This is a genomic window from Pseudomonas sp. GNP014, assembly GCF_054344005.1.
On the sequence record NZ_JBTGUS010000001.1, the window covers coordinates 2,325,329 to 2,342,210 of the forward strand.

The 16,882-nt window shown below is 61.0% G+C and carries 15 protein-coding genes; 7 read left to right on the top strand and 8 right to left on the bottom strand.

Features of this window, described 5'->3' with window-relative positions; translation table 11 throughout:
• Positions 1–27: 27 nt before the first annotated feature.
• Positions 28–1,404 carry an L-serine ammonia-lyase gene (locus ACXX9E_RS10335; RefSeq protein ID WP_222833633.1) on the bottom strand — a complete coding sequence of 459 codons (1,377 nt, stop codon included), beginning with the start codon at positions 1,402–1,404 and terminating at the stop codon, positions 28–30.
• A gap of 135 nt (positions 1,405–1,539) precedes the next feature.
• Between ACXX9E_RS10335 and ACXX9E_RS10340 the strand changes: the two genes are divergently transcribed.
• Both ACXX9E_RS10340 and ACXX9E_RS10345 read left to right on the top strand, forming a co-directional pair.
• Positions 1,540–2,487: a LysR substrate-binding domain-containing protein gene (locus ACXX9E_RS10340; RefSeq protein ID WP_007914183.1), complete on the top strand. Its 948-nt coding sequence runs from the start codon at positions 1,540–1,542 to the stop codon at positions 2,485–2,487.
• Positions 2,488–2,687: 200 nt separating this feature from the next.
• Positions 2,688–3,095 carry an HPF/RaiA family ribosome-associated protein gene (locus ACXX9E_RS10345; RefSeq protein ID WP_123464785.1) on the top strand — a complete coding sequence of 136 codons (408 nt, stop codon included), beginning with the start codon at positions 2,688–2,690 and terminating at the stop codon, positions 3,093–3,095.
• A 71-nt stretch (positions 3,096–3,166) separates the two neighbouring features.
• Here the strand turns inward: ACXX9E_RS10345 and fecA are convergent, their stop codons facing one another.
• From fecA to ACXX9E_RS10360, 3 genes are all read right to left on the bottom strand, one after another.
• A complete protein-coding gene (fecA, locus tag ACXX9E_RS10350) occupies positions 3,167–5,497 on the bottom strand; it encodes a TonB-dependent Fe(3+) dicitrate receptor FecA (RefSeq protein WP_186745542.1) in 2,331 nt (776 codons plus the stop codon).
• 118 nt (positions 5,498–5,615) lie between these two features.
• Positions 5,616–6,548 (bottom strand): DUF4880 domain-containing protein, encoded by a 933-nt coding sequence (locus ACXX9E_RS10355; protein ID WP_458555388.1) that lies wholly within the window; start codon positions 6,546–6,548, stop codon positions 5,616–5,618.
• Entirely contained in the window at positions 6,545–7,033 is a 489-nt protein-coding gene (locus tag ACXX9E_RS10360; RefSeq protein WP_458555389.1) for a sigma-70 family RNA polymerase sigma factor, read from the bottom strand. Before ACXX9E_RS10360 ends, ACXX9E_RS10355 begins: the two co-directional genes overlap by 4 nt.
• Before the next feature lie 191 nt (positions 7,034–7,224).
• Here ACXX9E_RS10360 and ACXX9E_RS10365 point away from each other — a divergent pair, with 191 nt between their 5' ends.
• The 4 genes from ACXX9E_RS10365 (at position 7,225) to ACXX9E_RS10380 (ending at position 11,761) form a co-directional block, all read left to right on the top strand.
• Positions 7,225–7,530 carry a DUF3649 domain-containing protein gene (locus ACXX9E_RS10365; protein ID WP_128616495.1) on the top strand — a complete coding sequence of 102 codons (306 nt, stop codon included), beginning with the start codon at positions 7,225–7,227 and terminating at the stop codon, positions 7,528–7,530.
• A gap of 93 nt (positions 7,531–7,623) precedes the next feature.
• Positions 7,624–8,190 carry an RNA polymerase sigma factor gene (locus ACXX9E_RS10370; RefSeq protein ID WP_128616494.1) on the top strand — a complete coding sequence of 189 codons (567 nt, stop codon included), beginning with the start codon at positions 7,624–7,626 and terminating at the stop codon, positions 8,188–8,190.
• Positions 8,187–9,176: a FecR family protein gene (locus tag ACXX9E_RS10375; protein WP_458555390.1), complete on the top strand. Its 990-nt coding sequence runs from the start codon at positions 8,187–8,189 to the stop codon at positions 9,174–9,176. Before ACXX9E_RS10370 ends, ACXX9E_RS10375 begins: the two co-directional genes overlap by 4 nt.
• 155 nt (positions 9,177–9,331) lie before the next feature.
• Positions 9,332–11,761 (top strand): TonB-dependent siderophore receptor, encoded by a 2,430-nt coding sequence (locus tag ACXX9E_RS10380; RefSeq protein ID WP_458555391.1) that lies wholly within the window; start codon positions 9,332–9,334, stop codon positions 11,759–11,761.
• Positions 11,762–12,088: 327 nt separating this feature from the next.
• Here ACXX9E_RS10380 and ACXX9E_RS10385 read toward each other — a convergent pair whose 3' ends face one another.
• Positions 12,089–12,964, bottom strand: a complete 876-nt coding sequence (locus tag ACXX9E_RS10385) for an AraC family transcriptional regulator (protein ID WP_123464801.1) — start codon at positions 12,962–12,964, stop codon at positions 12,089–12,091.
• A 201-nt stretch (positions 12,965–13,165) separates the two neighbouring features.
• Between ACXX9E_RS10385 and ACXX9E_RS10390 the strand changes: the two genes are divergently transcribed.
• Entirely contained in the window at positions 13,166–14,068 is a 903-nt protein-coding gene (locus tag ACXX9E_RS10390; protein WP_336347083.1) for a DMT family transporter, read from the top strand.
• A gap of 61 nt (positions 14,069–14,129) precedes the next feature.
• Here the strand turns inward: ACXX9E_RS10390 and ACXX9E_RS10395 are convergent, their stop codons facing one another.
• From ACXX9E_RS10395 to ACXX9E_RS10405, 3 genes are all read right to left on the bottom strand, one after another.
• Positions 14,130–15,104, bottom strand: a complete 975-nt coding sequence (locus ACXX9E_RS10395; RefSeq protein ID WP_458555392.1) for a 2-hydroxyacid dehydrogenase — start codon at positions 15,102–15,104, stop codon at positions 14,130–14,132.
• 653 nt (positions 15,105–15,757) lie between these two features.
• Positions 15,758–16,174, bottom strand: a complete 417-nt coding sequence (locus ACXX9E_RS10400; RefSeq protein WP_458555393.1) for a hypothetical protein — start codon at positions 16,172–16,174, stop codon at positions 15,758–15,760.
• Between the two features lie 60 nt (positions 16,175–16,234).
• Complete coding sequence (locus tag ACXX9E_RS10405) at positions 16,235–16,609, bottom strand: DUF6124 family protein (RefSeq protein WP_128616143.1); 375 nt, start codon at positions 16,607–16,609, stop codon at positions 16,235–16,237.
• Positions 16,610–16,882: the final 273 nt, after the last annotated feature.

The window sequence follows — 16,882 nt, forward strand, 5'->3', positions numbered from 1 at the left end:
TCTGCCGGGGCGGTCAGGGAATGCGCGTCAGCACTCCACCCAGCTCACGGCCAGGCCGCCCCGTGAAGTCTCTTTGTATTTGTCATGCATGTCGGCGCCGGTATCGCGCATGGTGCGGATCACCCGGTCGAGGGAGATGAAGTGTTTACCGTCGCCGCGCAGGGCCATTTGCGTGGCGTTGATCGCCTTCACCGCCGCGATGGCGTTGCGCTCGATGCACGGCACTTGCACCAGGCCGCCGACCGGGTCGCAGGTCAGGCCGAGGTTGTGTTCCAGGCCGATTTCGGCGGCGTTTTCCAGTTGCTCCGGGGTGGCGCCGAGCACATCGGCCAGGCCCGCTGCGGCCATGGCGCAGGCCGAACCGACTTCGCCCTGGCAACCGACTTCGGCGCCGGAGATCGAGGCATTTTTCTTACACAGAATGCCGACGGCGGCGGCACCGAGAAAGAACGCGACCACATCATCGTCAGACGCGTCCGGGTTGAATTTCATGTAGTAGTGCAGAACTGCCGGAATGATCCCGGCTGCACCGTTGGTCGGCGCGGTGACCATACGCCCGCCGGCAGCGTTTTCTTCGTTGACGGCGAGGGCGAACAGGTTGACCCATTCCATTGCCGACAGCGTCGAACTGATCACATTCGGCTTGCCGATTTCCAGTAGGCTGCGGTGCAGTTTCGCCGCCCGGCGCGGCACGTTCAGGCCACCAGGCAGAATCCCTTCGTGGCGCAGGCCTTGTTCGACGCACTCGCGCATCACCGACCAGATGTGCAACAGGCCCTGGCGGATTTCGTCGTCGCTACGCCAGGCGCGTTCGTTGGCCATCATCAGCTCGGACACCCGCAGGTTGTGCTGCCTGCACAGGCTCAGCAGTTCGGCGGCGCTGGAAAAATCGTACGGCAACACCACATCGCCAGCCGGCGCCACACCGGATTCCGCCTCTGCGGCCTCGATGATGAAACCGCCGCCGACCGAGTAGTAGGTTTGTGCGAACAGCTCGGCGGTTTCGCCGAAGGCTGTCAGCGACATGGCGTTGGGGTGGTAGGGCAGGCTCTCGTCGAGCAGCAGGAGATCGGTCTGCCAGTTGAAGGCAATTTCTCTTTGCCCGGCGAGTGACAGGCGGCCTGTTTCGCGCAGTTGCTGGATACGTGGGTCGATGGTCGACGGATCGATACGGTCCGGCCATTCGCCCATCAGGCCCATGACCGTGGCGCGGTCGGTGGCGTGACCGACGCCGGTGGCCGACAACGAACCGTACAAACGGATTTCCACACGACGGACATCGTTCAACACACGCTGATCAATCAGCGCCTCGGCGAAGGTCGCAGCGGCGCGCATCGGGCCGACGGTGTGGGAGCTGGACGGGCCGATGCCGACTTTGAATAGATCGAAAACACTGATAGCCATGCTAAAGCCTTACAAGCAATGGAGTAGGAATCGCTGCCATTTTTTGTAGGCCAAGCGCAATGTCGGCGATACTGCCTACCTCGGTACTACGTGACCAACGAAACTTCCTAAGAAAGCCTTTAGCAGGACTAAACGATGAGCCGTCAATTGCATGCCCAGACCTACGTCTGGCTGCAGGTGTTTTCCTGTGCCGCGCGGCACCTGTCGTTCACCCGCTGTGCAGAAGAGCTGCACATCACCCCGGGTGCGGTCAGCCAGCAGATCCGGCAACTGGAGGAGCGCCTCGGTTTTCGCCTGTTCCATCGTCGGGCGCGAGGTGTGGAGCTGAGCGCGGAAGGGCAGCGGCTGGCGATTACGGTCAATGAGGCCTACGGCAGCATCGATGCCGAACTGCGCCGACTGGATGCCGGAATGATCAGCGGGATTCTGCGGGTACGTTCGATTCCATCGTTCCTCAGCAAATGGCTGACCCCGCGTCTGCCGCGCCTGCAGCAGCGCTATCCCGACATCCAATTACGCCTGGTGGCCGAGGACAGCAGCGTGCCGTTGCACGAGGGCGATTTTGATCTGGCGATTGACCTGAACGACGGCAGCTATCCCGGGCTGTTATCCACAGCCTTGCTCGATGAGCAGATTTTCCCCGTGTGTGCGCCGAGTCTGCTGCGTGGACGCCCGCCGCTGCATGGGCCGGCGGATCTGGTGCATTTCCCGCTGCTGCACGACATCACGGCCTGGCGCGGCAGTTACGAATATGCGGAATGGGAGTTTTATCTGAACGCGATCGGCTTCGAGGGCGCCGATGTCCGGCGCGGCCATACCTTCAATCGCAATCACTTGACGATCGAAGCCGCGATCGCCGGCATGGGCGTGGCGATTGCCCGGCGCACGCTGCTCAATGATGAGCTGGAACGCGGCACCTTGATCGTGCCGTTCGGGCTGTCGGTGCCCAATCACAAACGCTACGTGTTGCTCTACGCGCCGGGGGCGCTGAGCCATCCGGGCGTGCGTGCGGTGCATGACTGGCTGGTGGAGGAGGCGGGGATTTTCCGCAGTTTGCACCCGTTGAACGACGGGCAATTGTGAGCAGATTTTGCAGGGTTGCGAGGCGACCCAACTCCCGACCTTACCAGTGACTTGCTCGGTTGTCCGGCTTTTTTTGCGAATGAATATTTATCTTTTTCCAGGGGTTGAAATGTTCGTCAGTCGGGCCGATTGTTGTAATCAAGAGGTCACGAAATCCTGTTCAAGGCCTCTTGCGAGCTAGCTGAAATAAGGGATGAACTATGCAAATCCAAGTCAACAGCGATAACCATATTCAAAGTAGTCAACGACTGGAGGAGTGGGTACGTACAACCATTGAGAGCACGCTCGAACGTTATGAAGAAGACCTGACCCGCGTCGAAGTCCATCTGGCCGACGAGAACGGTGACAAACCAGGTCCCCATGACATGCGCTGCCAGCTGGAAGCGCGGCCAAAAGGCCATCAACCGATCTCCGTCACTCATAAAGCCGATTCGCTGGAACAGGCGATCGACGGTGCAGCCGAAAAACTGGAACACGCGCTGGAGCACCTGTTTGGCAAACTGCGAGGCAAACCCCGCGCCGCCATCGTGCCCTTCACCGCCAAGGCCAACGACAAGCTGTTGGCAGAAGAGTTTGACGAGAACGAACAGGCAGCGATCAACAGTTGATGCGCTGATTTCATAAGCCACCGAATGAGAACGGGCCTGCGAATGCAGGCCCGTTTTTGTTTGTATCGCTGTCAGAACGCTACAGAAGTCTGCACATACACCGTGCGCGGCTCACCCACGTACTTGCCCTTGTTGTTGTCATCGAACGAACGCGTGAAGTACTGGGTGTTGAAGATGTTCTTCACTCCCACCGCCACATTCAGGTCCGACAGTTGCGGGCCGAAGTCATAACCCGCACGGCTGCTGAACAGCATGTAGCCCGGGATCTTGCCGGTGCTGCCATCGGCGCTTTCTTTTGAGGTGTTGGCATTGTCGGCGAACTGGTCGCTCTGGAAGCTGCTATCGAAGTTGAGTTTCCACGGTCCCTCGGTGTAACCGACGCCGATCGTGCCTTTGTGTTTCGAGGAGAACGGCACGCGATTGCCCTTGTTCGGCCCGTCTTCGCGAATGGTCGCGTCGACGTAGGCGTAAGTGGCGTACACATCGAAACCGGCCAGTGCCGGGCTCACGTCATCCAGCGCGTAATTGACGCTGGTCTCGATGCCTTGATGGCGGGTCTCGCCACGGGCAATCACCGAATCGTTGGTCTGGTTGCTTTCATACTGGTTGTCGAAGTTGATCAAAAACGCGCCGATTTCCGCACGCAATGCGCCGTTGTCGTAACGGGTGCCGAGTTCCCAGGTGCGGGCCTTTTCCGGCTTCACTTCGCCGCTGCTCACGCGGTTGGGCATCTGGCTGTACTGCACGCTGCCGAACGAACCTTCGGTGTTGGCGTACAGGTTCCAGCTGTCGGTCAGGTGATACAGCACGTTCAGCGCCGGCAGCGCGGTGTTGTAATCGCCCTGGTATTTGGCGTTGGTCAGGTTGTTGGTCTGCTGCGACTCGATCATCTCGTAGCGCACGCCCGGGGTGATGGTCCATTTGCCGATGTCGATGCGGTCGTCGACGAAGAACGCATTGGCCTCGGTACCGCCCCGAGTGTCGCGGTCGTTGCGGCTGTTGCTGGTCGGGTACTGGTTGCTGCTGATCGGCGTGCGATAGCGCAACTCATGGCCGGCCTCGTTGATGTAGCGGTAGCCAACGCCGACTTCATGGCTGGTCGGGCCGAGGTCGAAGCCCTGGGCGAAACGGGTTTCGAAACCGCGCACCCAATACTCACGTGGCGACAGCGAGAGGAAGCTGCCCTGATCGAGATAACCGCTGCGCAGGGTCTTGGTGAAGAAGGTGTTGGCGGTGAATTCGCGTCGATCTTCCTGATAGCGATAGCCGAAGTTGAACATCGTCCGCCGGCCCCAGAACTGGTCTTTCAGCCGCGTCGACTGATACGGATCGGCGTCGTAATCGGCGACGCTCAAACCACCCGGCATGTCCGCCTTGCCTTCGTAATACTGGGCCATGGCGTTGAAACTGTTGGCCTCATCGAGCTGGTATTTGCCCTTGAGAATCAGGTCGTCGATCTCGGTGTCGCTGTGTTCACGCCAGTCGCCGCCACGGGTGCCGGAGTACAGCAAAGCGCCACCCAGACCATTGGCGTTGGTGCCGCCGGCCAGCAGATTGGCGCTGGTCTTGAAGCCGTCATGGCTCGACGACGGGCTGGTTTCGGTCTGGAAACCGCCCTTGACCGTCGGCTCATCAGGAATGGCGCGAGTCACGAAGTTGACCACGCCGCCGACGTTCTGTGGGCCGTAACGCACCGCGCCACCACCCCGTACCACGTCCACCGCATCCATGTTGCCCATGCTGATCGGCGCGAAGGACAACTGCGGTTGACCATACGGTGCGAAGGGCACGGGAATGCCGTCCATCAACACGGTCGAGCGCGCGGCCAGTCGTGGGTTCAAGCCGCGAATGCCGAAGTTCAGCGCCATGTCGTGGCTGCCGGTGCCGTTGTTTTCCGGGGCGTTGACCCCGGGAATGCGGTTGAGCACGTCCCGCGCCTGCGTCGCGCCCTGGCGTTCGAAGTCTTCGCGGCGGATCACGTCGCGGGCGCCCGGATGCTCGAAGACGTTGACCTGCGCCGCATCGCCCAGCCAGTCACCGACGACTTTCGACGTGTCCAGCTCAATAGCACCGGTGGTCACTGGTTGCAGGCTGAAGGCATTGTTGCCCTCGGCGCGGGCTTGCAGGCCGGTGCCTTCGAGCAGGGCATCAAGACCTTGCGCGGCGGTGTAACTGCCTTCCAGGCCACGGCTTGGCACACCGCTGGTGACTTGCGAACCGAAAGAAATCAGCACGCCGGCTTCACGGCCAAACTGGTTAAGGGCGTTTTCCAGCGACGCCGGGGCGATGTGGTAAACCCTGGTTTCGGCTGCCAGGGCGGGCAGGGCGCTGAAGCTCAGGCTGGCGCCGAGGACAAGGTTGCGCAGGCTGCGGGCCAGGGGTGTGAGGCGGGTGGGGTGCATGACGGATGATCCTGAGAAGGTTGAATCAAGGGGCTTTCCTTCTCTGTCACGTCAGATCTGAAAAACGGCTCATGGTTTACAAACATTTTTTCGACTGTTTTTGTGGCGAGGGAGCTTTTCAGGCTTTGGCTTCTACGGTTACCCAATACCGGGTAAAGCGCCTGACTTTCACCGGCAAACTGATTTCCAGCATATCCAGAATCCGTTCGCTGTCATCCAGGGGATAAGTCCCGGAAATCAGCAGGTCGGCAACTGTCGCCGCGCAGTTCAGCTGCCCGCGACGGTAGCGGCTCAGTTCATCGAGGAAGTCGCCCAGGCGCATATGCGCCGCGACCAACATACCGTCGGTCCAGGCGCCGCTGTTGGCGTCCAGTGGTGTGGCCTCGCTGACCGCAGTCGCGCTGAAACTCAGTTGCCGGGCCACCGGCAACAACATTGGCGCACGATCGTTGGTGGTCAGTTCGACCCGGCCTTCAAACAATGCCACCTGGGTGCGATCGGCAAACTGGCGCACGTTGAGTCGAGCGCCCTGGGTCTTCAGGACGCCCTGCGCGGTACGCACTTCGAATGCCTGCACGGCGTTCAGCAGCATTTCCCCTTCGAGCAGACGGATCAATCGCTGTGAACCGTCGACATTGGCAGCACTGGCGGTGTTGAGTTGCAGTTGATCCGCCGTGCCCAGGGAAATCTTGCGCCGCTGCCCCACCGGGCTGCGGTAGTCGGCGAGCAGCGCCGGCAGCGGCGTGTGCTCGCGCATCCCCCAGGTGAGTGCCGATCCGGCGCCGAGCAGCACCAGCAGTTTCAGCGCCTGACGACGGCCGGCGGATGGCGGCGCATTCAATGCCGCGTGGGCCAGCGGCGAAGACACCCCGCGCAAGCGCTGGTTGACCCGCTGGATGTGTTCCCATGCGCGGCGGTGTTCGCTGTGTGCGTCCAGCCATTGTTGCAGCGCCTGCTGCTGGCGCGGGGTAAAGGTGCCTTGCTGCATTTCCAGCAGCCAGTGCACGGCCTGCTCGGCCACCTGCGAAGAGAAATCCGGGACGCGATTCACAGGGCGAAATAGCAGCGCATTGCCGCTTTGTTCAGATGGCGTTTGACCGTGGCCACGGAAATCCCCAATTCGCCAGCGATCTGTGGATACGTCAGGCCATCGACCTGCGCCAGCAGGAAGGCGCGTTTGACCGAGCGCGGCAAACCGTCGAGCAACTGATCCAGCTCCATCAGGGTTTGCAGGATGATCGCTTTGTCTTCTTCCGACGGCGCGAGCATTTGCGGCATCTGCGCCAGCGTGTCGAGGTAGGCACGCTCGAGGTCCTGACGACGGTAATGATTGAACAGGACTCGCTTGGCCAGCGTGGTGAGAAAGGCCCGTGGCTCGATGATCAACGGCGGTTCGCGGGCGCTGAGCAGCTTGATGAAAGTATCTTGTGCCAGGTCCGCCGCGCTGTCCGGGCAGCCGAGTTTGCGCCGCAGCCAGCCGGTCAGCCAGGGGTGGTGGGCCTGATAAAGCGATTCGACAGGATGGGCGGACGACAACGGTATGACTCCGGGCGCCTGGGGGACGCGGTAAAGAGCATGCGTTAGAGAACAAGAACTGTTCGCATTGTAGGGGTTCAAGCTGCCGGCCGGCAATCAGATGCTTTTGCGTATGAGAATATTTATCATTAATATTGCTCGCCTGTAGGTTCGGTCGATCGGTCGGACGTTTTTCGTTTCAGGGTCGAAACATGAAAGGCAAACTCGCCGCACTCCCATTGTCCTATCGTCTGGCTATCACCTCGCGGGTGTTGGCCGCGGTGTTTGGCGGCTATCTGGTCGCGGCACTGGCCAGTGTCACGCTGACCCTCTGGCTGCCGTTGAGCCGTGCCGAAGCGGTGGTGACCGGCATGACCATTTCCTTCCTGGTCTATCTGGTTGCCGTGCTCTGGTGCTTTGCCTGCCGCACGGCGTGGTCGGCGTGGGTCGGCTTGCTGGTGCCGAGCGTGATGCTCGCGACCATCTCCGGCGCGGCGCGCGGCTTGGGTTACGCATGAAAGAGGGCTTGCACCCGTTGATGGCCTGGCTGCCCAGCAGGATCTGGCTGAGCCTGTTGGCCAGCCCGGCCGCCGCATGGGCGTTGGTCTGACATGCTGATCAGTCATCCACCGGAATCGCGCGACGACGAGCCGCAGGGTGCCCGTGCGCATTTCCTTCAGGTGTTTCTGTCCCAGCGTTCGCAAATGGAAGCGCTGGTGAACCGCCGTGTCGGGTGCCGGGCGACGGCGGCGGACCTGGTGCAGGATCTGTTTCTGCGTTTCTGGCGGCGCCCGCTGGTGCAGGTCGAAGAACTCAGCACCTATCTGTTGCGCTGCGCCGGCAACATCGCCATCGACCATTTGCGCAGCGAAGGCACGCGGGTGCGGGTCAACGAAGGCTGGCAACCGGAGGAACCGCACAGCCACGGCAGCGAACCGCAAGCCGCACTCGAAGCCGGCAACGATCTGCGCCACGTTGAAGCGGCGTTGCGCGCCTTGCCCGAGCGCACCCGGCAGATTTTTTTGCTCAATCGCATCCACGGCCGCAAGTACGCGGACATCGCCAAAGCCATGGGCCTGTCCCAAAGCGCTGTTGAAAAACATATGATGCGCGCCCTTGAGGCCTGCAAGGCCAGCCTGCGCGAACCCGCGCCACGCCTGCCAGGGAAAGCACCGTGAACCGATCCGATTCTGTTCCCCCGACGCCCGCGCAGGAGCAGGCTGCGCTGGCCTGGCTGAGCCTGTTGCACGACCGGCCGAGCGCTGGCGATCAACTCACGTTCAGCCAATGGCTGCGCGCCGATCCGGCCCACGCCCGGGCGTATGCTCAGGCTCAGGTGATCTGGGAACTGAGTGAAGGCCCGGCACGCACTCTGGCCGATGAAGAGGCTTTCGCACTGCAGGGTTACCTCAACGCGATGGATCGCCCGCGCCGCAAGTCGCTCGTTCGCGGGGCCGGCGTGCTGGCGCTGGCGGCGAGCCTGTTGTTGATGGTCAGCCTAGGAACCGGCTGGCAACCGCAACGCTGGGTTGCTGATCTGGGCGCTGACTATGTCTCGGCGCCCGGCGAAATCCGCACCGTGACCCTCGCCGATCAGTCGCAAGTGACTCTGGACGCCGACAGCGCCATCGCCGTGGATTTCAGCCAGGGCGAGCGGCATGTGCAGTTGCGCCGTGGTGCCGGTTTTTTCAGCGTTACCCATACGGGCGCTCCGTTTGTGGTCGAGGCCGAGCAGGGCGAGGCGCGGGTGCTTGGCACGCAATTCGAAGTGCGTCTGCAACCTCACGGCGCGCAGGTCACGGTGTTGTCCGGGCGAGTCGGGGTGACGGCGCAGCGTGAGGGCGAGCAACAGATTCTCACCGCCGGCCAGCAAGTCGCCTATGGCCAGGGCGCTGCGCAAAAATGGCATGCGGTGGACAGCGAAGCGCAACTGGCCTGGCGTCAGGGCTGGCTGACGTATTACAAAACCACGCTGGCCGATGTGGTGCAGGATATGCGGCGCTATTACCCGGGGCGGATTGTGCTGCTCGACGATGAGCTGGCGGCACGCAAGATCAGCGGCAGTTTTCCGAGCAAGGACCCGCAGGCGGTGTTGAGTTCGCTGCAAGGGGTGTTGGGGTTTGAGCAGCATCAGGTGCTGGGACATCTGATTATTTTGCGCTGAGGCTTTCGGTCTGGTCGCGCGCAAGCCAGATCCGCCAACACAAATTTTGAAAATATTTTCAGAATGGGGGTGAGGTAAACCACAGGCCCATCCGTGTAGTGACTGAAACTGCGAGTCATTCGCATCCGTTGCGGTTCTACACAGGTCATTGAGCAATGAAGTCCAGGGCAAAATCGGGTTCGGTCAAACAGTGGTTAGGCGTTTCGGCGTTGAGTTTTTCCGCATTGGCGTTGCTGCCGATGAGCGTGGCGCTGGCGGCTGAAGCCGTCAGCAGCCCGGCGCAACAGCCGTTTACTTTCGCCTTGGCTGCCAAACCGCTGCCGCAAGCCTTGAGCGACTTTACCCGTGTCACCGGGCAAAGCGTGGTGTACACCGACGAAGCACCGTATGGCTTCAATGCGCCGGCGGTGAATGGCCAAATGAGTGCCGAACAAGCGCTGCAACGGCTGCTCGCCGGTTCCGGGCTGAACTTCCGTCGTACCGACAGCCACACCCTGGCGCTGGAACCACCACCCACCGCCGGCGCGCTGAACCTTGGCGCCACTACCATTACCTCGATGCGCGACGATCCGCTGAGCTACCAGCCACCGGAAACCAGTTCGGTGATGCGTTCCTCGGCCTCGCTGCAGGAAATCCCGCAGACCGTCAACGTCATCCCGGCGCAGGTCATCCGCGATCAGACCCCGCGCAATCTCGACGACGCCCTGGCGAATGTCAGCGGCATCACCCAAGGCAACACGCTGGGCAGCACCCAGGATTCGGTGATGACTCGCGGCTTTGGCGATAACCGCAATGGCTCGATCATGCGCGACGGCATGCCGATCGTTCAGGGGCGGGGCATGAACGCCACGGTCGATCGGGTCGAAGTGCTCAAGGGCCCGGCCTCGTTGTTGTATGGGATTCAGGACCCGGGCGGCGTGGTCAATCTGGTCAGCAAGAAACCCGAACTGACTCAATACAATGCCCTGACCCTGCGCGGCTCGACCTACGGCGACGGCAAGAATGGCAGTGGCGGCACCTTCGACAGCACCGGTGCGCTGGGTGAATCCGGCCTGGCCTACCGGCTGGTGCTCGATCACGAAGACGAAGATTACTGGCGCAATTACGGCACCCACCGCGAGACGCTGATCGCGCCGTCGCTGGCCTGGTTCGGCGAGCGCACCCAACTGTCGTTCGGCTACGAGCATCGCGAATTTCTCACCCCGTTCGACCGTGGCACGTTGATCGATCCGCGCACCAACCACCCGCTGGACATCTCGCGCAAGCAGCGCCTCGACGAGCCGTTCAACGACATGGAAGGCCGTTCGGACCTTTATCATTTCGAAGCCGACCATGAACTCACCGACGACTGGAAAGCTCACTTCGGCTACAGCTGGAACCGCGAAACTTACGACGCCAGTCAGGTGCGCGTGACCGCGATCGACACCAAGAAAGGCACGCTGACCCGCAGCATGGACGGCACGCATGGCGCGATCAGCACCGACCGCTTCACCACCGCCAGCCTCGAAGGCAAGGTCAATGTGCTGGGCATGCAGCATGATCTGGTGTTCGGTGTCGATGACGAGTACCGCAAGATCTATCGTGCTGACCTGATCCGTCAGAAAAGCCTGAGCACCTTCAGCTACACCAACCCGGTGTATGGCCGCGAAGTGGAAGGCACCACGGTCAGCCCGGCGGACAGCGCCCAGACTGATTTGCTGCGCAGTGATTCGGTGTTCATGCAGGACTCGATTCATCTTAATGATCAGTGGATTCTGGTCGCCGGCGGGCGCTTCCAGGAGTACGACCAGTACGCCGGCAAAGGCGTGCCGTTCAAGGCCAACACTGACAGCAATGGACAGAAGTTCGTACCGCGCGCCGGTCTGGTGTATCGCTACACCGACGAGTTGTCGTTCTACGGCAGCTATACCGAGTCGTTTAAACCCAACTCGACCATCGCCCCGTTGAGCGGCAGCAGCACCGTGCTCGACGGCAGCATTGCGCCAGAAGAAGCCAAGTCGTGGGAGCTGGGGGCGCGGCTGGATATACCGGGGCGCCTGACCGGCAACATCGCCCTGTTCGACATCAAAAAACGCAATGTGCTGGTGGCCAACTCGGAAGGCCCGACCACGATCTACAGCGCGGCCGGCGAAGTGCGTTCCCGTGGTCTGGAGCTGGACCTGACCGGACAGCTCAGCGACCGCTGGAGCATGATCGGCAGTTATGCCTATACCGATGCCGAAGTCACCGAAGACCCGGACTACAAAGGCAAGCGCCTGCAAAATGTGGCGAAGAATTCCGGCTCGTTGTCGGCGGTGTATGACTTCGGCAGCGTGATCGGCGGCGATCAATTGCGTGTCGGCGCCGGGGCGCGGTATGTCGGCGAGCGCGCGGGCAACGCGGTGAATGATTTCGACCTGCCGAGCTATACCGTGGCTGACGCGTTCGCCACTTACGACACCAAGGTCGAAGGGCAGAAGGTCAAGTTCCAGCTCAACGTGAAGAACCTGTTTGATCGCACCTATTACACCTCGGCGGCGAGCCGGTTCTTTGTGTCGATGGGTGATGCGCGGCAGGTTTCGCTGTCCAGCACCCTGGAGTTTTAAGGCAAGATCAAAAGCCCCTCACCCTAACCCTCTCCCGGAGGGAGAGGGGACTGACCGAGGTGTGTTGCGCAATACGTCGACCTGAAACATCGAATCGATTCTGTATTCAGAAAAGCACTTTCAGGTCGGCGTAATGCTTGAGCCTCTCCCAATCGGCCCCCTCTCCCTCAGAGGGGACTGACCGAGGTGTGTTGCGTGATACGTCGACCTGAAACATCGAATCGATTCTGGATTCAGAGCAGCACTTTCAGGTCGGCGTAATGCTTGAGCGTCCCCCAATCGGCCCCCTCTCCCTCCGGGAGAGGGCTGGGGTGAGGGGAGGAGGGTTCAACGCAAAAACGCTTGCCGATACTCACCCGGCGTCCCGCCCAGAACCTGCCTGAACCGATTGGTGAAATGACTCGCGCTAGCAAACCCGCACGCCAGCGCAATCTCGCCCAACGGCAACGCCGTCGCGCGCAACAATTCCCGTGCCCGACTCAAACGTCGCGCCAACACATACTGATGCGGCGGCAGGCCGAAACTGGTGCGGAACATCCGCGCAAAGTGGTATTCCGACAGCGCACATAACCCGGCCAGTTGCCCCAGGCTGATCGGCTCGGCCAACTGACTGTCGATCAGCTCCACCAGTTGCCGACGCTGATGCGCTGCCAGCCCGCCCTTCAAACGCAGGCCCTGACGCGCCCCCACCTGGCTGAGCAAGGTATGGCTGATCAATTCATGGGCCAGGCTGCTGGTCAATAAGCGTTCGCCGGGCTCGTCCCAGTTCAGCGTCAGCAACTGCCGGAAGCGTTGAGCCTGTTGCGGGTCTTCGAGAAAGGTTTGCTCGCGCAGTTGCATTTCCCGAGGCTCGCGATCAAGCAGAGTCACGCAACCGAGGGCAAATTGTTCGGCGCTGAAATACAGATGCGCGAGGCGGATATCGCCATTGATCACCCAGCCCGATTCATGGTCGGCCGGCAGGATGCACAATTTGTCCGGCCCGCCTTTTTGACCAGGTTGATCACGACGAAAGGTGCCGGTGCCTCCGGCGATGTAGCAGGACAACGTGTGGTGGCTCGGCGCTTCATAATCCTGCGCATCGTGGTGGTTGGTCCACAAAGCGGCAGACAAGCCGTCACCGAGCTCGGCGCTGTGCACGAGGCGTGCGTTCGGCGAACTGTTTAGTGCTTGAAAGACTTGCAGGGTATCAATGGCTGCCATGATCGGTTCTCTTCAACGCCTTGTATCCTACTCCGTAGCCTTCGCGCTGCCAGCCTGCCGTCAGACAAAAGCGCAAGATTATGCAAGTGCCTTGACCCGTGTTGCAGCACCCTGACGCTCAATTAAGCGCAAACCCTGTGGCGAGCAAGCTCGCTCGCCACGCAAAAGCGTTTTGCTGTGCCGCATCAGGGAGTATTTGCCATGAATCTGTCGTTGTATCTGCTGACCGTGCTGATCTGGGGGACCACCTGGATTGCCCTGAAATGGCAACTGGGCGTGGTCGCGATTCCGGTGTCGATCGTTTATCGCTTCGGCCTCGCCGCATTGGTGCTGTTTGTATTGTTGCTGCTCAGCCGTCGTCTGCAACCGATGAACCGTCGTGGGCATCTGATCTGCGTGGCGCAGGGGCTGTGCCTGTTCTGCGTCAACTTCATGTGCTTCCTGACCGCCAGTCAGTGGATTCCCAGCGGTCTGGTGGCCGTGGTGTTTTCCACCGCAACGTTGTGGAACGCCCTGAATGCGCGGGTGTTCTTCGGCCAGCGCATTGCACGTAACGTGCTGATGGGGGGGGCGTTGGGGCTGTTCGGTCTGGGCATGTTGTTCTGGCCGGAGCTGGCCGGCCATCAAGCCAGCCCGCAAACCTTGCTCGGCCTCGGTCTGGCGCTGTGCGGCACCTTGTGTTTCTCGGCGGGCAACATGCTCTCGAGCCTGCAGCAGAAGGCCGGCCTCAAGCCGCTGACCACCAACGCCTGGGGCATGGCCTATGGCGCGGCGATGCTCTCGGTGTGGTGCCTGGTCAAAGGCATTCCGTTCGACATGGACTGGTCGCCACGCTACGTCGGCGCATTGCTGTATCTGGTGATTCCGGGGTCGGTGATCGGCTTCACGGCCTATCTGACGCTGGTCGGGCGCATGGGCCCGGAGCGTGCGGCGTACTGCACGGTGCTGTTCCCGGTGGTGGCACTGAACGTTTCGGCGTTCGCAGAAGGTTACCAGTGGACCGCGCCGGCGCTGGTCGGGCTGGTGCTGGTGATGCTGGGCAACGTGTTGGTGTTTCGCAAACCCCGGGTGGCGCCGGTATCCGCTGCTGGCAAACTGGCCTGAGGCAACGGAAGGGAACAACGGGCAGATGTTTCGCAGCGCCTGCCCGTTGTGGTTTCAGCGCTTAGCCGCGCCAGACTTGCGGGTTGACCAGATCCTGCGGGCGTTCGCCGAGCAAGGCGCTGCGCAGGTTGGCGAGGGCGCGGTTGGCCATGGCTTCGCGGGTGTCATGGGTGGCTGAGCCGATGTGCGGCAGGGTCACGGCATTTTTCAGCTGGAACAGCGGCGATTCGGCCAGCGGTTCTTTTTCGTAGACGTCGAGGCCGGCGCCACGGATGCGGTTGTTTTGCAGGGCTTCGATCAAGGCCGGTTCATCGACCACCGGGCCGCGAGAGATGTTGACCAGGATCGCGCCCGGCTTCATCAACGCCAGTTCGCGGTGGCTGATCAGGTGACGGGTCTTGTCGCTGAGCGGCACCACCAGGCAGACGAAGTCGGCTTCGGCCAGTAACTGGTCGAGGCTACGAAATTGCGCGCCGAGTTCTTGTTCCAGTTCGGTCTTGCGGCTGTTGCCGCTGTAGAGAATCGGCATGTTGAAACCGAAGCGGCCACGGCGGGCGACGGCCGCGCCGATGTTGCCCATGCCGACGATACCGAGGGTTTTGCCGTGGACGTCGCAGCCGAACAATGGCGCGCCGACGCTGGCTTGCCATTGGCCGGCCTTGGTCCAGGCATCGAGTTCAGCGACGCGGCGGGCGCTGCTCATGATCAGGGTGAAGGCGAGGTCGGCGGTACTTTCAGTGAGCACGTCCGGGGTGTTGGTGAGCATGATCCCGCGTTCGTTGAAGTAGTCGAGGTCGTAGTTGTCGTAGCCCACCGACACACTTGAGACCACTTCCAGTTTTGTCGCGTTTTCGAGCTGGGCTTTGCCGAGTTTGCGGCCGACGCCGATCAGGCCGTGGGCGTGGGGGAGGGCTTCGTTGAACTGGGCGTTGATGTCGCCGTTCTTTGGGTTGGGGACGATGACGTCGAACTCTTGCTGGAGGTGTTCGATCATGGGCTGGGTGATGCGGCTGAAGGCCAGGACAGTCTTTTTCATCGTTTTTGGCTCTTGTTCGGGCTTGATGCCAAGCAAGCTAACATTTCTGTTTTGGGTTGTCTTGGCGGCCTCTGGGCCGACCATGTTCTTGGGGTTTTGGGGGGGATCCGTTGCTGCGGGTGTTGCTGATTAGGGTTCCGCCCTTACGGCGGGTCACTTTTTACAAACGCCTAAAAAGTAACCAAAAACGCTTGCTCCTACGTGCGGCCCGCTCGCTGGGGCTCGGGGTTCCTTCGCTCCGGGATCCATCCGGGCGCATCGCCTCCGGTTTGCTTCGCTGCACCTCCTCTCGATGTGTTTGGCTGCGCCAAACGGTCGCTGCGCTCCCACCCCCGGACGAATCCCTCCACTCAGCCTTCCGATGTCGCCCGTGGATCAAGATCAAGAGCTGCAGCCGAGCTTGCGCTCATCCTGTTGAGTGGGGCGGCTGCGCCGCATGGGTTTTACACAAATCAAAACTGTAGGAGCCAGCCTGACAGCCGATCATTTTCTAATTGAATGTGCGCAATCCAACTGTTGGGGCTGGCTTGCCAGCGGTGGCGGCCTGACAGCCGACCATTGTTTCGCAGGCTGCATGCGATCCCACTGTAGGAGCCAGCCTGCTGGCGATGGGAACATCGTGCTGGGCTTGTGAGAGCACAGGGTGAGGGCTTTTATTTTGCGGTGAATCTACCCCTCACCCCAGCCCTCTCCCCTAGGAGAGGGGGCCGATTTGTGGGCTTTTCAAGACTTGAATTCGACTCGGTATCGCACGTCGGCGTCATTCTCCCAAACACCTCGGTCAGTCCCCTCTCCCCTAGGATAGGGGGCCGATTTGTGGGCTTTTCAAGATCTGAATTCGATTCGGTATCGCACGTCGGCGTCATTCTCCCAAACACCTCGGTCAGTCCCCTCTCCCCGAGGAGAGGGGGCCGATTTGTGGGCTTTTCAAGATCTGAATTCGACTCGGTATCGCACGTCGGCGTCATTCTCCCAAACACCTCGGTCAGTCCCCTCTCCCCTAGGAGAGGGGGCCGATTTGTGGGCTTTTCAAGATCTGAATTCGATTCGGTATCGCACGTCGGCGTCATTCTCCCAAACACCTCGGTCAGTCCCCTCTCCCTCCGGGAGAGGGTTAGGGTGAGGGGCTTTTAGCTGTGTGGCGGAGGTTGGGGGATTTCGTGGTTATCCAGCACCCGATTCACGGCCAGTTCGGCGAGCATGATGATTTGCTGGATCGCCAGAATCGTCCGCCGTTGCGGCAGCTCAATGTAGGCGGCGATGTCGCTGGTCATCAGGCTGGCTTGGGCCAGTGATTCGCAGGCGTGGACCAGCAGGCTTTCGTTGTCCTGATCGGGGGCGACCTGGAACATGGTGCTGGGTTTGTGGAAGCGCAGGGTGAGGGCGTTGGGTTTGAGGTAGTGGTCGAGGGCGCGTTCGGCGGCTTCGTGGAATTTCTTTGAGCCGGGGAATTCGTAGGGGGTGGTGTCGTCGGTTTCAGGTGGATTAGGCGTTGGTTTGAACATAGGAAACATACTCGTGGCAAGTTGAGTTGAAGCTGCCACTTTTCGTTTTCCAGGCGAAAGGGTGGCAACTGTGCGCGGACTGGAAAAACCGGTCAACTTAGCCAAAACCGGCAGGCCCTAGGGCCTCCCGCGCACAGCCGCCATAACATTGCGAGCTAAAAAGCGCCGCAGTATGCCATGAGCTTTGGTAGTTGAAATCGGGTTTTCCAGACCCGGTCGCTGATGCGTCAGCGACACCCAAATCCTAGCCACCGCACTTCCGACGGACAACCT

Excerpts from the sequence above, each read along its gene's own strand:
- ACXX9E_RS10335 (WP_222833633.1), bottom strand. The coding sequence starts at position 1,404 with ATGGCTATCAGTGTTTTCGATCTATTCAAAGTCGGCATCGGCCCGTCC.
- ACXX9E_RS10340 (WP_007914183.1), top strand. The coding sequence starts at position 1,540 with ATGAGCCGTCAATTGCATGCCCAGACCTACGTCTGGCTGCAGGTGTTT.
- ACXX9E_RS10345 (WP_123464785.1), top strand. The coding sequence starts at position 2,688 with ATGCAAATCCAAGTCAACAGCGATAACCATATTCAAAGTAGTCAACGA.
- fecA (WP_186745542.1), bottom strand. The coding sequence starts at position 5,497 with ATGCACCCCACCCGCCTCACACCCCTGGCCCGCAGCCTGCGCAACCTT.
- ACXX9E_RS10365 (WP_128616495.1), top strand. The coding sequence starts at position 7,225 with ATGAAAGGCAAACTCGCCGCACTCCCATTGTCCTATCGTCTGGCTATC.
- ACXX9E_RS10370 (WP_128616494.1), top strand. The coding sequence starts at position 7,624 with ATGCTGATCAGTCATCCACCGGAATCGCGCGACGACGAGCCGCAGGGT.
- ACXX9E_RS10380 (WP_458555391.1), top strand. The coding sequence starts at position 9,332 with ATGAAGTCCAGGGCAAAATCGGGTTCGGTCAAACAGTGGTTAGGCGTT.
- ACXX9E_RS10385 (WP_123464801.1), bottom strand. The coding sequence starts at position 12,964 with ATGGCAGCCATTGATACCCTGCAAGTCTTTCAAGCACTAAACAGTTCG.
- ACXX9E_RS10390 (WP_336347083.1), top strand. The coding sequence starts at position 13,166 with ATGAATCTGTCGTTGTATCTGCTGACCGTGCTGATCTGGGGGACCACC.
- ACXX9E_RS10395 (WP_458555392.1), bottom strand. The coding sequence starts at position 15,104 with ATGAAAAAGACTGTCCTGGCCTTCAGCCGCATCACCCAGCCCATGATC.
- ACXX9E_RS10400 (WP_458555393.1), bottom strand. The coding sequence starts at position 16,174 with ATGACGCCGACGTGCGATACCGAATCGAATTCAGATCTTGAAAAGCCC.
- ACXX9E_RS10405 (WP_128616143.1), bottom strand. The coding sequence starts at position 16,609 with ATGTTCAAACCAACGCCTAATCCACCTGAAACCGACGACACCACCCCC.